The 14378-nt window shown below is 46.6% G+C and carries 16 protein-coding genes; 6 read left to right on the top strand and 10 right to left on the bottom strand.

Going from position 1 to position 14378, the window contains the following annotated elements; translation table 11 throughout:
- The first annotated feature begins 151 nt into the window (after positions 1–151).
- Positions 152–529: a VanZ family protein gene (locus MKS89_RS09595; protein WP_235862525.1), complete on the top strand. Its 378-nt coding sequence runs from the start codon at positions 152–154 to the stop codon at positions 527–529.
- A gap of 80 nt (positions 530–609) precedes the next feature.
- On the opposite strand, the gene bioA is transcribed toward MKS89_RS09595, so the two are convergent.
- Positions 610–1890 (bottom strand): adenosylmethionine--8-amino-7-oxononanoate transaminase, encoded by a 1281-nt coding sequence (gene bioA / locus MKS89_RS09590; RefSeq protein ID WP_072958868.1) that lies wholly within the window; start codon positions 1888–1890, stop codon positions 610–612.
- Positions 1891–2004: 114 nt separating this feature from the next.
- Between bioA and bioB the strand changes: the two genes are divergently transcribed.
- The 4 genes from bioB to bioD are packed head-to-tail and all read left to right on the top strand — an operon-like array spanning position 2005 to position 5680.
- On the top strand, positions 2005–3057 hold the full coding sequence (bioB, locus tag MKS89_RS09585) for a biotin synthase BioB (RefSeq protein ID WP_072958685.1): 1053 nt from the start codon (positions 2005–2007) through the stop codon (positions 3055–3057).
- Positions 3041–4201: an 8-amino-7-oxononanoate synthase gene (bioF, locus tag MKS89_RS09580; protein WP_072958684.1), complete on the top strand. Its 1161-nt coding sequence runs from the start codon at positions 3041–3043 to the stop codon at positions 4199–4201. Before bioB ends, bioF begins: the two co-directional genes overlap by 17 nt.
- Before the next feature lies 1 nt (position 4202).
- Positions 4203–5003, top strand: coding sequence for a malonyl-ACP O-methyltransferase BioC (gene bioC, locus MKS89_RS09575; RefSeq protein ID WP_072958865.1), 801 nt, complete (start codon positions 4203–4205; stop codon positions 5001–5003).
- A complete protein-coding gene (bioD, locus tag MKS89_RS09570) occupies positions 5000–5680 on the top strand; it encodes a dethiobiotin synthase (RefSeq protein ID WP_072958681.1) in 681 nt (226 codons plus the stop codon). The genes bioC and bioD overlap by 4 nt, the downstream gene beginning before the upstream one ends.
- A 100-nt stretch (positions 5681–5780) precedes the next feature.
- On the opposite strand, the gene MKS89_RS09565 is transcribed toward bioD, so the two are convergent.
- From MKS89_RS09565 to MKS89_RS09530, 8 genes are all read right to left on the bottom strand, one after another.
- Positions 5781–6419 carry a DUF1190 family protein gene (locus MKS89_RS09565; RefSeq protein ID WP_235862526.1) on the bottom strand — a complete coding sequence of 213 codons (639 nt, stop codon included), beginning with the start codon at positions 6417–6419 and terminating at the stop codon, positions 5781–5783.
- A gap of 7 nt (positions 6420–6426) precedes the next feature.
- The gene (locus MKS89_RS09560; RefSeq protein ID WP_072958676.1) at positions 6427–6843 is read right to left on the bottom strand and encodes a DUF350 domain-containing protein; all 417 of its coding nucleotides are present in this window, start codon (positions 6841–6843) and stop codon (positions 6427–6429) included.
- 24 nt (positions 6844–6867) lie between these two features.
- The gene (locus MKS89_RS09555; protein ID WP_072958674.1) at positions 6868–7506 is read right to left on the bottom strand and encodes a YjfK family protein; all 639 of its coding nucleotides are present in this window, start codon (positions 7504–7506) and stop codon (positions 6868–6870) included.
- 60 nt (positions 7507–7566) lie between these two features.
- The gene (locus tag MKS89_RS09550; RefSeq protein WP_072958671.1) at positions 7567–8595 is read right to left on the bottom strand and encodes a potassium channel family protein; all 1029 of its coding nucleotides are present in this window, start codon (positions 8593–8595) and stop codon (positions 7567–7569) included.
- A gap of 83 nt (positions 8596–8678) precedes the next feature.
- The gene (locus MKS89_RS09545) at positions 8679–9374 is read right to left on the bottom strand and encodes a PspA/IM30 family protein (RefSeq protein ID WP_072958667.1); all 696 of its coding nucleotides are present in this window, start codon (positions 9372–9374) and stop codon (positions 8679–8681) included.
- 5 nt (positions 9375–9379) lie between these two features.
- A complete protein-coding gene (locus tag MKS89_RS09540) occupies positions 9380–9772 on the bottom strand; it encodes a DUF2170 family protein (RefSeq protein ID WP_072958665.1) in 393 nt (130 codons plus the stop codon).
- 202 nt (positions 9773–9974) lie between these two features.
- Positions 9975–11141, bottom strand: coding sequence for a glutathionylspermidine synthase family protein (locus tag MKS89_RS09535; RefSeq protein WP_072958662.1), 1167 nt, complete (start codon positions 11139–11141; stop codon positions 9975–9977).
- A 286-nt stretch (positions 11142–11427) separates the two neighbouring features.
- Complete coding sequence (locus MKS89_RS09530; protein WP_162841354.1) at positions 11428–11601, bottom strand: hypothetical protein; 174 nt, start codon at positions 11599–11601, stop codon at positions 11428–11430.
- A gap of 403 nt (positions 11602–12004) precedes the next feature.
- On the opposite strand from MKS89_RS09530, the gene htpX reads away from it, so the two are divergent.
- Positions 12005–12868: a protease HtpX gene (gene htpX / locus MKS89_RS09525; protein WP_072958659.1), complete on the top strand. Its 864-nt coding sequence runs from the start codon at positions 12005–12007 to the stop codon at positions 12866–12868.
- A gap of 85 nt (positions 12869–12953) precedes the next feature.
- Here htpX and purB read toward each other — a convergent pair whose 3' ends face one another.
- On the bottom strand, positions 12954–14324 hold the full coding sequence (gene purB, locus MKS89_RS09520) for an adenylosuccinate lyase (RefSeq protein WP_072958657.1): 1371 nt from the start codon (positions 14322–14324) through the stop codon (positions 12954–12956).
- Between the last annotated feature and the right edge of the window lie 54 nt (positions 14325–14378).

Genomic DNA, 14378 nt, shown 5'->3' with positions numbered 1-14378 from the left:
TAGAAAATGTTGATTCAATCCTTGGTCAAAAAATTTGGGAAGGTGAACGATAACGCAATCGTTTGACCACCCAAAATAAATATTTGCCTTGCTCCGGACATCCACGGAGAATAAGCCCCACGTTGCATTCTGGTCAGTTTAAGGTAAGTCCATGTCCCTCATTATCACATTATTACAAACGGTGAAAAAATACTGGTTAATCATCATGGGGTCGATCCTCGTTTCAATCACGGTTTTGTCATTGTGGCCGCTGGCCACTTTACCGAGCGTGCCGGGTACTGACAAGGTCCACCACTTGATCGGTTATGCCGCCTTAATGTTTCCGGTTGCATTACGACAGCCTCGGCAGTGGCGATGGATTGGGCTTGCTTTACTTGCCTACAGTGGTGGGATTGAGCTGGTTCAACCTTACGTCAATCGCTATGGCGAGTGGTTGGATTTGGCAGCAAATGCCGGTGGGTTGCTTTGTGGCTGGCTGTTGGCTATGGCGCTGAATTTCTGTTTGTCAGTACAGGACCGGCAACAATAGCCAATCATCGCAGTGGGCCAGAGACTCGACTCTGCCCACCCGTCACATCACGCATCCACTCGGATTTTTGCCACAATACATCACTGAAAAAACAGAGCCGGTTGTTGCAATGCTCGTTCAATGGCTTGTACCAACTGCGCCAAATCATCATGGGTCGAGAGATAAGGCGGCATCAGGTAAATTAATTTGCCAAAGGGGCGAATCCATACCCCTTGACTGACAAAATGAGCTTGAATTTCTTCCATTCTGACTGCCCGATGGGTTTCTACAACGCCAATAGCACCGAGCCAGCGGACATGCTTGACCATCTGGTATTGTTGAAGCAGGGGCAAACGGGCTGCAAAAAAATCCTCAATTTGCTGTACTTGAGTTCGCCAGTCACCGGTTTCAATCAGGCTCAGACTCGCTTCTGCAACTGCGCAGGCTAACGGGTTCCCCATAAATGTCGGGCCATGCATAAAACATTGCGCCTCTCCGGAACAGACGATTTGTGCAACGTGCTGCGTGGTTAAAGTGGCTGACAACGTCATATAGCCACCGGTCAATGCTTTACCGACACAGAGTATATCCGGCTCGATCTCTGCGTGTTCACAAGCAAATAGTTTCCCCGTCCGGCCAAATCCGGTTGCGATCTCATCGGCAATCAGCAATACATTGAACTGATCACACAGCTTTCTGACTTCCTGTAAGTAGCGAGGATGATAAATCCGCATACCGCCGGCACCTTGCACAATCGGTTCCAGAATAACGGCGGCAATTGTCTGGTGATGTTGTTCAAGTCGGGCATGAAAATCGTCGATATCATGTGGATTCCACGGTTCATAAAAACCGGTTTCTGGTGAATCGGCAAAGAGATGTTCCGGTAGAAAACCCCGATACAGGCGATGCATCGAATTGTCCGGATCCGTGACTGACATCGCCGCAAATGTGTCACCGTGATAGCCGTGACGAAGTGTTAAGAAACGAGGACGGGATTCTCCGCGACTATGCCAGTATTGCAGCGCCATTTTCAAGGCCACTTCAACCGCAACCGATCCTGAATCAGCGAGAAAAACATGTTGTAGTGAAGGGGGCACCATTTGCAGTAACTTTTGGCACAAACCGACGGCCGGCTGATGCGTCAGACCGCCAAACATCACATGAGACATGCGTGACAACTGCTCGGTGACGGCTGCGTTCAACCGGGGATGATTGTAACCATGAATTGCTGCCCACCACGAAGACATCCCGTCGATCAGTATTTCACCACTTTCCAGATGAATTTGATTTCCGGCAGCATGACTAACCGGATAGCAATTGAGTGGTGAGAGGGTGGATGTATAGGGGTGCCAGATGTGATTTCGGTCGAAATCTAAATCTATTTTGTTCATATTTAAATCTATTGTAAACCTTTGTATATTTATTTTGTTGACAGTGTAGCGCTTCTGTTTAGACTAGCCAAGAAAAGTTGTCCTCATAAAAAGAAAGGAATACACGTGGAAGTTCGTCATGATTGGACGGTTGCAGAAGTGCAATCTTTGCTCAATAAACCCTTCATGGATTTATTGTTTGAAGCCCAGCAAGTACATCGTCATTACCAACCGCATAACTATGTTCAGGTCAGTACACTGCTTTCGATTAAAACCGGTGCCTGTCCTGAGGATTGTAAATATTGCCCGCAAAGTGCTCATTATCGCACCGATGTTGACAAAGAACGTCTGATGGAGGTTGAGCGAGTATTGGATGCGGCTCAAAAAGCGAAAACGTCCGGTTCGACGCGCTTTTGCATGGGAGCCGCATGGAAGAATCCGAAAGCACGCGATATGCCGTTGTTGAAGCAGATGATTTCCGGCGTGAAAGAGATGGGAATGGAAACTTGTATGACATTGGGCATGCTTACTGCTGAACAAGCTCAGGAGCTGGCTCATGCCGGGCTGGATTACTACAACCATAACCTTGATACCTCCCCTGAATTCTACGGCAACATTATTACCACCCGAACTTATCAGGATCGCCTTGATACACTGGCTCATGTCCGGAATGCAGGGATGAAGGTCTGCGCCGGTGGTATTATCGGCATGGGTGAGAGCACTGATGATCGCGCCGGACTGCTGGTTGAGCTGGCAAACCTGCCGACACAACCGGAAAGTGTGCCGATCAACATGCTGGTGAAAGTCAAAGGAACACCGCTGGAATCGGCTGAGGATGTAGATCCCTTTGACTTTATTCGTTTGATTGCTGTTGCCCGGATTATGATGCCTCAGTCTGCTGTCCGCTTGTCTGCCGGACGGGAGCAAATGAACGAACAAATGCAGACGCTCTGTTTTATGGCTGGCGCGAACTCTATTTTTTATGGCTGTAAATTATTGACGACGCCGAATCCGGCAGAAGACAGCGACATGCAACTGTTCCGTAAATTGGGGATTAACCGTCAGCAAGTGGTACAGAAACCGGACGAAATTGAGGAAAACGAGTTACTTGATCGCGTAGTCGAACGTGTTGCAGCGCGTCCCGGAAAAGATGACCTATTCTATGAAGCCAGCATTTAAACAGCGCTTGAAGGTCGAGTTAGCTGAGCGCAAATCACGAGGATTGACGCGGGCGTTGGTGCCTATTGCGCGCCAAAACGGGGCGCAGTTCGTTCATCAAGGGCATCAATATCTTAACTTTTCCAGCAATGATTATCTCGGACTTGCCACCGACCCGACCCTGATTGCAGCATGGCAGGAAGGCCTCAGCCGTTACGGATGTGGCAGCGGTGCCTCACCGTTAGTGACGGGGTTCCACCAGACGCATCAAACGCTCGAAGCCATGTTGTGTGAATGGTTGGGGTATGAGCGGGCGATTCTGTTTAATTCAGGATTTAGTGCCAACCAAGCGGTTTTATTTAGTCTGCTACAGCGCGGGGATTTGCTGCTTCAGGATCGCTTGAATCACGCCTCGCTGATGGAAGCCGGTACACTCTCGGCAGCGACGATGAAGCGCTTTCGCCATAATGATGTTGCCCATGTGTCGGCACTGTTGTCCGCAGAACACACCAATGTGGTGGTCACCGAAGGGGTGTTCAGTATGGATGGCGATTGTGCACCGCTGGCTGAATTGAGCACTTGTGTGCAGCATCGGGCGGTCTTGATGGTTGATGATGCCCATGGTATCGGGGTGTTGGGTGACGGTGGTATGGGAAGTTGCGCTGCTGCGGGAATCCACCCCGATCTGTTGGTTGTGACCTTTGGTAAAGCATTTGGTCTCTCAGGTGCTGCGGTGTTGTGTGATCGGGACACGGGTGATTATCTCACTCAGTTTGCACGGCATCATGTCTATTCGACCGCCATTCCACCGGCACAAGCTTATGCGCTGAGCCGAGCCATTGAGATGATTCAGCAAGATCAGTGGCGACGTGACAAACTCCGGCAACTGCAGGCGCTATATCATAATTGTCTCGCTTGGCATGGCGCGACTTCGCTGTCACAAACGCCTATTCAGCCTTTGATTATTGGCAGTAGCGCCCAAGCTTTACAGTTGGCGAGTGCATTGCGGGAACAGGGGATTTGGGTGAATGCGATTCGTCCGCCAACGGTGCCGGAAGGTACCGCAAGATTAAGAGTGACCTTGACGACCGGGCACACTGAAGCTCAGGTTCGTCAACTGGCAATGACATTGCAGCAAGTGATGGAGCGGCTCGGTGAATATTGAAATGATTCAACATCCCTCATCATCGTCTGCTTCGCAGAGAAAAGCGCGCATTGCCGCAGCATTTGGCAAAGCCGCACAGAGTTATGATCGCCATGCCGCTTTTCAGCGTGAAGTCGGGCTGAAACTCCTCAATGAGTTACCACAGGATTTACACGGCTATGTTGTTTTGGATTTAGGTTGTGGGACAGGCTTCTTTTCGGAACAGATGCGTCAGCGAGGTGCAGCAGTCATTTGTGCTGATATATCGCAGGATATGCTGGTTCAAGCCAGACAACGTTGCGGCATGTCCGGATTTGAATACTGTCACTGTGATGCTGAAGCTTTGCCTTTGGCCGATCATAGCGTGGATATCGTGTTCTCTAGTTTAGCGCTGCAGTGGTGTGAATCGCTGGCGGTTTCATTCCGGGAAATCAAACGGGTGCTTAAACCGGCAGGAAAGGGGTATTTCTCTATGTTGGTTGCCGGTTCTCTTCTCGAACTGGAGCAAGCTTGGGTGAAGGTTGATTCGGCCCGACATGTGAACCGTTTTATCTCTGGGAATGCGGTAAAAATTGCGTTAGCGCAAGCTGAGTGCACACAGTATCAGATAGACTTATATTCGTTCGGGCTCTGGTACGACTCAGCAATGCATCTCATGAGAGATTTAAAAGGCATTGGTGCAACACATATTGACGGGCGGACGAGTCGACTTATCAGTCATCGGATGCTTGCTCAGGTTGAGGCGGCATATCAAACATTTGCTAACCGAGAAGGGCGACTTCCTGCTACTTATCAGGTTTGTTTTGGGGTTATTCATCAATGATCGATGCACTATTTATTGCAGGTACAGATACGGATGTCGGTAAAACGGTCGCATCAAAAGCGATCTTACAGGCACTTGCTGCCAAGGATTTAAAAACGATAGGTTATAAACCTGTGGCGTCAGGATGTGAGAAAACTGAATCCGGTTTTCGTAATTCTGATGCGTTACATCTCATCAAGGTTTCTACTTGTCAGAGTGATTATGACGATATTAATCCTTATGCACTCGAATTAGCGACGTCGCCACATATTGCCGCGAAACATGCGGGTGTTGCGATCGACTTTTCGGTCTTAAGTGACAAGTTAGCACAGCATAAAGCCAATACCGATATTGTTTTGATTGAAGGTGCAGGCGGCTGGCGTGCACCTGTGTCAGACTCGATGTGTTTGTCTGACTGGGTGAAACAAGAACGCTTGCCTGTCGTTTTGGTGGTTGGTATCCAGTTGGGGTGTCTGAATCATGCGATGCTAACGGCAGAAAGCATTCGGGCGGATGGTTTGGACATTATCGGCTGGGTGGCAAATCGTATCAATCCGGGAACGGAGCATTACGCCGATATTATTGAGATGCTGGAACAGAAAATGAACGCACCGAAGCTGGGGGAGATCCCTTATGTACCAAGTGCGAAACGCCAGGAACTAGGGCGGTTTATTGATGTCTCACCACTACTGGTTTAACCCGTTTCATTACCAATCACGATAAAAAATGCCGAGATTTTCTCGGCATTTTTTATCGCGTGAGGATTGTTCTTGCGCCTCACTTTGCATCGCGGCTCCGTTAGCCTCCCCAGCTCCGGCTGGAAGAACCAAAGCTACGATTTGAAGAACTGCCCCAGCTTGATTTGGCCGATGATGTCGAGCCGAAACCACCGCGGGAGATCGTCCGAGTCACGGTTGGTTTGGGTTTCATTTGATCGCGATGAATTTTAACCGGATTGGTTCGATAACCTGAACTACCATAGTTATTCCCGCTCGCACTGCGCCACTGATGGTAATAAGGGCTGTATGGGTAATCGGAATAGAACATCGGTTGTGAATAATAAGACCGGGGACCATCTAACATTCTGGCAAACATAAATCCGGCCATAGCTGGCATAAACCAACTATGATTGTTCGGATCCGAGCGACACATATCAACACCAAAATCGGCAATACACTCATTGAGTGAATTGTACCGGGGAGCTGTTCGGGCTGATTCTGACACAGCATTTTGGTAAGCAGCCTTACACTCCGTGGTATAGCTCGGATTGTCGTTGATACAATCGTTAACATTCTTATAAATGACGGCATCTTTACCGCTGTCACCACAACCGGACAACGCAAGGCCGGCAATTGCAACGGTAATCGGGGCATAAGCGGCACAATGCCAGTCTTTCTTCATGTGTGCCAGAACAACTTGTTTACTTCTTTTCATCATCCGGCTCCTAGTAGGTCATACAGGCCGCATTTAACAGACCGACAGAGATAGACATTGCGGCCATCATAATGGCTGCAGGGATTTCATCGGCTTCGATTCGCTCAGCGAGTTTTGGCATAAAACCAAAGCGAACCACTAGGAAAGCGACAATTTGGGCAATCAGCGCGACCACACTCCAGACACAAAAATCAACGAGATTTACCGAGTTGCTCGCGGCTCCGGCAAGTGCCAGAGAAAAGCCGATCATCGAACCGGCCAAGGCAATTCCTGCTGAGGTATTCTTATTATCTTTAACCAGTTTCCACTCATCATAAGGCGTAATTCGTACATAGATCAGTTTAAACAGGATTAGAAAGACCAGCGACATCACAAAGTAAAGTGAAAAATTACCTAGTCCAAGGAGTGAGTGACGTATAAGTTCCATAAATATTTCCTAATACAGCAATGATTATCCAATGATTTTAAAATCAGTCGGTGTGAGTTCAAAATAAGTGCTTAACACCAGACAGTGTTCAGCGTTGTACTGATTGATCACTTCTTCTCCAGCCACCATCAGGCCTTCAAAATAACCAGACTCAGTTTCGCGTTCGTAAACCATGACAAACTGATCGGTTTCAGTCACAGTGCCATCTTTGTGCCAAGTTTTCTCTGTCATAGCGATGGGCACAATATTATCCCAGGCTTTTTGAAATTGTTGGCCTTCTAATGACCAGTCTGTTTTGACGATGCCACTTTCAAGCAGTGTCTGCCATTGATTTTCAGTATCGATGGGGGATGTGTCATAGTAATAAAACATTTTCACTTCGCGGACGTCTGCGTCTTGCGTCCCTTCTTGTAAGACCTGCACATAACCATCGTCATCGGTATAAAAGCGCAGTAAGCGGGTTTGCTCGTCCAGCTTGACCTCACCGACAGCTTGAATCAGTTGTGTAGGCGAGACCCCTTCGATAATCAATTCCGGTTCGATTAACTTGAGTTTGAGGGTATCAAACTCAAATGCGCCTCCCAGACGAAAACCGAGCACTTCAGGTGCTGTCGGTTCAGATGTTTGTGAATCAGTTACTTTGTTCTTCAGCCAGCTAAACATGTATCACCTTGATTAAAGTCATGACGATGCGCTGAATAACGAGCGCTTATTCAAGCGAAGTTAGACAGACCATCGAAATTGATGAATGCGTTTTTCAGCGATATAAAATAGTTTGTCACCACCGGTTATCGATGTGTTCAGTGGTGGGTTGAGTTCAATCCCTTGTCCGCGATCAACCGCAATCAGAATCGCCTCATATTGCTGCTTGAATTGCAGAAATAACGCTTCAAGCGATGTTTGGCACTGTCCGGTCGGGTAAATGACGGAATATTGGGTCATTCCTTTATCTGAACTGAGCAATTCATGATGAAGTGTACTTGAGCCCGGATCAACCGCTGCTTTCGCGAGCATTTCGACAGAAACGGAAGGAATGCATTCGACATTCGGACAGTGGTGTTTCAGAAGAGTGCTGAGCCCTTCATCATTAAAATAAGCCAGAATATGGGCATTCGGGTTTTGACCGGCACAGAATAAAGCGGCAGAGAGGGTAATATCATCTTCCGGGTTATCAATAATGATACAGCTTGCGTGTTGGACACCGGCTCGGTTCATGCCGACCTGGTCGGTGAAACTGGTCACGCGGACGAACTCTATTTCTCCGGGACGAGGATTCTCGATTTCCGGGCGGACACAAAGCACTATGGTACGTGGTGTATCTTGTTCGTGTTGTAGCATATTGAGCAGGTGAAGGGTACGTTGTTCGTTCCAGCCCAACACTAAAATATGGTCATTCACTTTTATTTTCCGTTTGCCAAGTAAACTACGTTTCCAGTACAGAATGAACAGCGTGGCGATGCGACCAACCGTCAGGGCAAAGAGCCCCAGTCCGACCGGAATAATAAACAATGCGACAAACCATTTACCCGCATCGGTCACCGGTGAAAAATCACCATAACCGACCGTTGAAGACGTGACTACGAGATAGTAGACGAAATCGGTAAATGATTGTGTAATTGCTGTCTCGCCTATAGCATTCATTCCCAGCCAGCTAATCAGCAGATAACCACCAAATGCAAGAATAATATTCTTATCGTTCATCTGGGTAATTTGTATATATATCCAACGTCTTAATTGAATAAAGATAGGCATAATCGTTTAGTTCTGTTGCAGTGAGGATCACGGTGGATGTGGCAGTTGTTCATCACAACTGCCAACCTGTGAAAAACGTGACCTTATGACTGGCCGCCTTTCAGGATACGCTCAAGTTCATCACTGGCTGAACTTGTGCCACCGGCAGTAATCCCTGCTTCTGCCAATTTGCGATCCAGACTTTGGTTACTATTTTCTTCGGCCATTTCAGCGGCTGCTTCTAATTGAGCACTCCGTTCAGCCTGGCGTTTCTTAATCCGCTCTAGCGATTCAACGGCAGTATGCATTTTCGCATTGGCACCGACGTTTGTCGCTGAAATAGCACTTTGTGCTTTTTGTACCGCTTCATTGGCTTTGACCACATCGATCTGCTGTTCCAACTGGCGGAGCTTACTTTTCGCCTGCGTGATATTGGTTCGCATCACTTGCTCAGATTTCTTGAATTCTTCGAGATAGTTATTTTCCGTTGAAGATTCATTTCTGAGTTCGGCAACTTTTTGAGCACATTCAAGTGCGAGCTCTTGCGCCCCTTTTTCCATCGCGTTACGAGCATGGGTTTCGTATTCTGCGATCCCTTGCTCCAGCGAGGCTATTTTTTGCTCGGATAGTTTACGTTTAGCGACAATACCGACCAGTGCTTCATCTGAACGTTTCAACTCTGCTTTCGCCTCTCGAATTTCTTGATCCAAAATACGCAGTGCTTGTTGATCGACAATCGCTTCTGCAGTTTCGTTGGCACCGCCTTTAATCGCGGTAAATAATTTTTTCCAGACACTCATAGTCATTACTCCGTGATTAATTCTTCCTGATACAACTCGATAAATGCTTCAACATTACGAAACAGGGTTTCAACCTCGATGAGGATGCTTTCTGCTTTGGACTGAGATGACAACGCACCGAAAGCCACATAGTAATCTGCTTGATTGATTTCGTTAATCGCGATGGTTGAGAGAGGAAACATCTTGTGCGTTTTTAGAATCAGCGCATTGAGTTGTGCCTGATCTTTGGCATGTGTGGCTGGAAATAACACCACTTCAGCAAGAATCTGTTCACCAGCGACTGCAATATAAGCTTCGATACCGTCAGCATTGGTTACAACCAGGGCATCTCCCTGAGTTTGAACTTGCCAATCGTCGTTGTGTTGAAGAATGGGCATCATTTCATGAATTTGCCACATAGGTTTCTCCTTGTTTTTGAAAATACAATCAACTAAAAGCCAGGCTATGATCGACAGCCTGAAAACGGGCGTGTTGACGCATTTCATCTTGTTAATTATGGTTGATGCTACCTTGTCACTATCAAGGGAAAACAACAACCCCCTACATTATTTTTTATTGGTCATCAGGTTGATGATATCCGCAGCTTGGCGGTGGTATCTGTCAGTCAATAATGATATGTGGCACATAGCGTGACATATCTTGTGTGACCCGCGAGACATCTTCCCGGATAGAAATCCCTGCCGCTTCTTGATTGATTAACCAACTGCCGACCAAAGTATAGTGTTGTCCGAATTTCGGCAAAGGGTGGTAAGCCTGATAGATCACGCCCTCATCGCCATACGGCCCTTCGGTTCTGAGCGTCTGACGGCCATTTTGGACGATGGTTATATTGGCACCTTCCCGGGCAAAAATCGGTTTAATCACATAGTCCTTCAGCGTGCTCAGATCTCTGTCATCGGCAAAGTAGGCCGGTAAAAGATTCGGATGGTTCGGAAACATTTTCCATAACAAAGGTAGCAATGCTTTGTTACTGATAATTGACTTCCACATCGGTTCTAACCAGTTGACCGAAGCCGTCTGAATATTGGCTGCGTATTCTTCTCGGAACATAAATTCCCAAGGATAGAGTTTAAATATCCAATGGATCGGTTTATCGGTTAAATCAGTGAATTGACCTTGGGTGTTTAGCCCAATATCTTCGACATAAACAAAAGTGGTGGATAGTCCGGCCTCTCGCGCACAGTCTTCCAAATATTGAACGGTGCCGCGATCTTCAACGGAGTCTTTACAACAACAGAGATGAAGTGTTTGACCGGGTTGGTAGGTTGCCAACTGTTGAAAGCGGCTGATCAGCAACTCTTGCAGTAAATTACATTGATCGGCATCGCGGCGGATTTTTCCTTGGTTGACCATATCTTCCAGCCATAGCCACTGCCAGAATGCCGTTTCATAAAGGCTGGTGGGTGTATCTGCATTATTTTCATATAACTTGGCAGGTTGCGTTCCGTTGTATGCAAAATCGACGCGAGAATACAGAGACGGCTCACGTTTTTGCCATGAATCATACAAGTCTTGCCACATGGGTTCCGGGATCTGAAATTTACGGAGCCAATATTCATTCCCAACAACGGTATCAACAACTTCCAGACACATTTGATGAATGTCTTCGGTTGGTTTCTCTAAGTCATCTTCGATCTGTTTGAGTGTGAATTGGTAATAGGCCGTTTCATCCCAGTAAGGTTCACCATAAGCGGTATGAAATCCAAAGCCGAATTTTTTAGCTAAATCCCGCCAGTGTGGCCGTTCCTCGGTATTTAATCGAAGCATTATTGTATCGCTATAATCCGTTGTGGTTGGCAAAAGTGTTCGAATAATGAGCTATCAAATGGATAAAATATCTAAAATTCAACCGATTGTATGAGTTTTACTGAGTATGCTTCAAGTTATTTCTTGAATAGTAATGAAAAATATCAACAGGTATCAATCTTATTGGTTTTAGTAAGACTTGATTGGTAGGAGAATGTTCCGAAAAAATGTGAGTACCGAAGCAATGGCTGAACCATAAGAACCAAAGCCGTTATCAGGCAAGATGACGGCTTTGGTAGAAGAAACGCTAGTGGGTTGCCGGATATGTATATTGAGCAGACTTCGCATGTGATTGATTTTGTTTTTTCTGCTCATATATCGATTGGTCTATACCGAGCTGTTGTTTCGCTTCTTCTTCGGACAAACCCAAATGACAGCGTAATAAATCAATGGCCATTTGATAGTTGTTAGCTTCTGACATGACGGTTTCCTTTTTTATCATGTATGGGAACGACATCGTACACGCTAAAAGTAGATGGCTTTCCGTGAATTGACAATAAGACTAAAGTCTAATTTATAGGACTATTTTTATCATTGAATGAGGACCATTCCTACGTTTGGGCGTTACACATCAGTGTGTTCAATCTGAGTCTGGCTAGTGTGATACTGTCATCAAATGTTGCAATTTACCGCTTCACCTTGTTTTTGAAATAGACGACCATACTTTATGGATATATGGGTCAGTGCGCTTTATTTGGTGGTAAACAAAAGTTTACCATCAATAAAAGTGGCGGATAGCTCTGTATAACAATTAAATAATAGATCGTGACGGTGTGAATTCAGCGAACGGTCAGTTTGTGTAGTTTCTCTTGGGAGAGTGAGTCATGAAACGCATTTTGTTATTTTTGGCAACCAACCTTGCTGTCATACTGGTGCTCAGTATTGTCTTGAATGTTGTTTATGTCGTAACGGGAATCAGACCGGGGAGTTTATCCGGCTTATTGGTGCTGGCCGCTGTGTTTGGTTTTGGTGGATCACTGATTTCATTGCTGATGTCTAAAGGCATCGCATTACGTTCTGTCGGTGGTATGGTGATTGAGAATCCAAGAAATGAGACTGAACACTGGCTATTTGAGACCGTGAAGCGTCAGGCGAAGCAGGTGGGGGTCGGTATGCCGACCGTTGCAATTTATGATTCACCCGACATGAATGCATTTGCGACCGGCGCAAAACGCAATGATTCATTGATTGCGGTTTCTACCGGACTATTACACAACATGACCCGGGATGAAGCGGAAGCGGTACTGGCTCATGAGATGAGTCATGTCGCGAATGGCGATATGGTGACCATGACGCTGCTTCAGGGTGTCGTCAATACATTCGTCATCTTTATGGCGCGCTTTATCGCTGGCATTGTCTCTTCCCGGGATTCCGATGAAGGGGAGAGCGGTAATCCGATGGTCTACTTTGCGGTCTCTATCGTTTTGGAACTCGTGTTTGGTATTTTGGCGAGTATGATTACGATGTGGTATAGCCGTCATCGGGAATTCCATGCAGATGCCGGTGCAGCCCAACTGGTTGGTAAACAGAAAATGATAGCGGCTTTAGAGCGTTTGAGCATGAGCCACGAATCTCAGTTGGAAGGATCAATGATGGCATTTGGTATCAATGGGAAGCGTTCTCTGACCGAACTGTTGATGAGCCATCCACCACTGGAAAAAAGAATCGCAGCATTACGTCAACTGTAACGTAAGGTTACTTCGCACATCAAAAAGGCTTCCGATTGGAAGCCTTTTTTCTGACAGCTTTTCTCAAACAGCAGTCGAACAGAACTTAAAGTTTGTCCGTGAGTTCGATAGCCTGACCGATATAACTTGCTGGTGTCATCTGCTTCAGACGCGCTTTTTCTGCTTCAGGAATCTCGAGCCCTTCAATAAACTGGCGCATTGCTTCGCCGTCAACACGTTTACCACGAGTGAGTTCTTTCAGTTTTTCATAAGGCTTTTCAATACCGTAACGACGCATAACGGTCTGAACGGGTTCTGCGAGGACTTCCCAGTTTTGGTCTAACTCGGCCAGCAATGCATCATGGTTGAGTTCAAGTTTGCTGATGCCTTTCATTGTCGAACTATACGCAATCACTGCATAGCCGACACCCACACCGAGGTTACGGAGTACGGTTGAGTCGGTTAAGTCACGCTGCCAGCGTGAAATCGGCAGTTTTTGTGCCAAATGCGTGAACACGGCATTGGCTAATCCAAGGTTGCCTTCTGAGTTTTCAAAATCAATCGGGTTCACTTTGTGTGGCATGGTCGAAGAACCAATTTCACCCGCAATGGTTTTTTGTTTGAAGTGACCCAGAGCAATATAACCCCAGACATCCCGATCAAAATCAATCAGAATCGTGTTGAAACGGGCAATTGCATCGAATAGTTCAGCGATATAATCGTGTGGCTCGATTTGTGTTGTGTATGGGTTCCATGTCACACCAAGAGACTCGGTGATGAACGATTCACTGAACTGATGCCAGTCTAATTCAGGATAAGCCGATACATGGGCGTTGTAGTTGCCTACTGCACCATTAATTTTGGCTAAGATTTCAACATTCGCAATTTGTTGGTACTGACGCTCCATACGATAAGCGACGTTGGCCATCTCTTTGCCCATGGTACTTGGAGATGCCGGTTGACCATGCGTGCGAGAAAGCAGGGGAATATCACGGTACTCTTCTGCAAGCGCCCGAATGGCATCAATAATTTTGCGAATTCCAGGGAGAATTACGGTCTCTCTGGCTTCCTTCAGCATCAGCGCGTGAGATGTGTTGTTGATATCCTCAGAAGTACATGCGAAATGGATAAACTCACTCACCGCATTCAATTCAGGATGTACCGCGACTTTTTCTTTCAGGAAATACTCAACCGCTTTTACATCGTGATTCGTCGTGCGTTCAATCTCTTTGATTCTCTCTGCATCCGCTTCACTGAAGTTGGCTGCGATCTCATTCAGAATATGATTTGCTTCTTGGCTGAAGGCAGGGACTTCTTGGATGCCGGGGGTGCTGGATAGCTTCTGTAGCCAACGGACTTCAACGATAGTTCGATACTTTAGGAGGCCATATTCACTAAAGATACTGCGTAACGCAATCGTTTTACTTCCGTAACGGCCATCTACCGGTGAAACAGCAGTCAGTGCTGACAGTTCCATGTTTTTCTCCTGAATATTGATATTGAGTTAGATTTGAGAGTGAATTTAGTTCGC

Source organism: Vibrio gazogenes, from assembly GCF_023920225.1.
Lineage (GTDB): Bacteria > Pseudomonadota > Gammaproteobacteria > Enterobacterales > Vibrionaceae > Vibrio > Vibrio gazogenes.
This window is presented reverse-complemented; position numbering and strand designations above follow the sequence as displayed.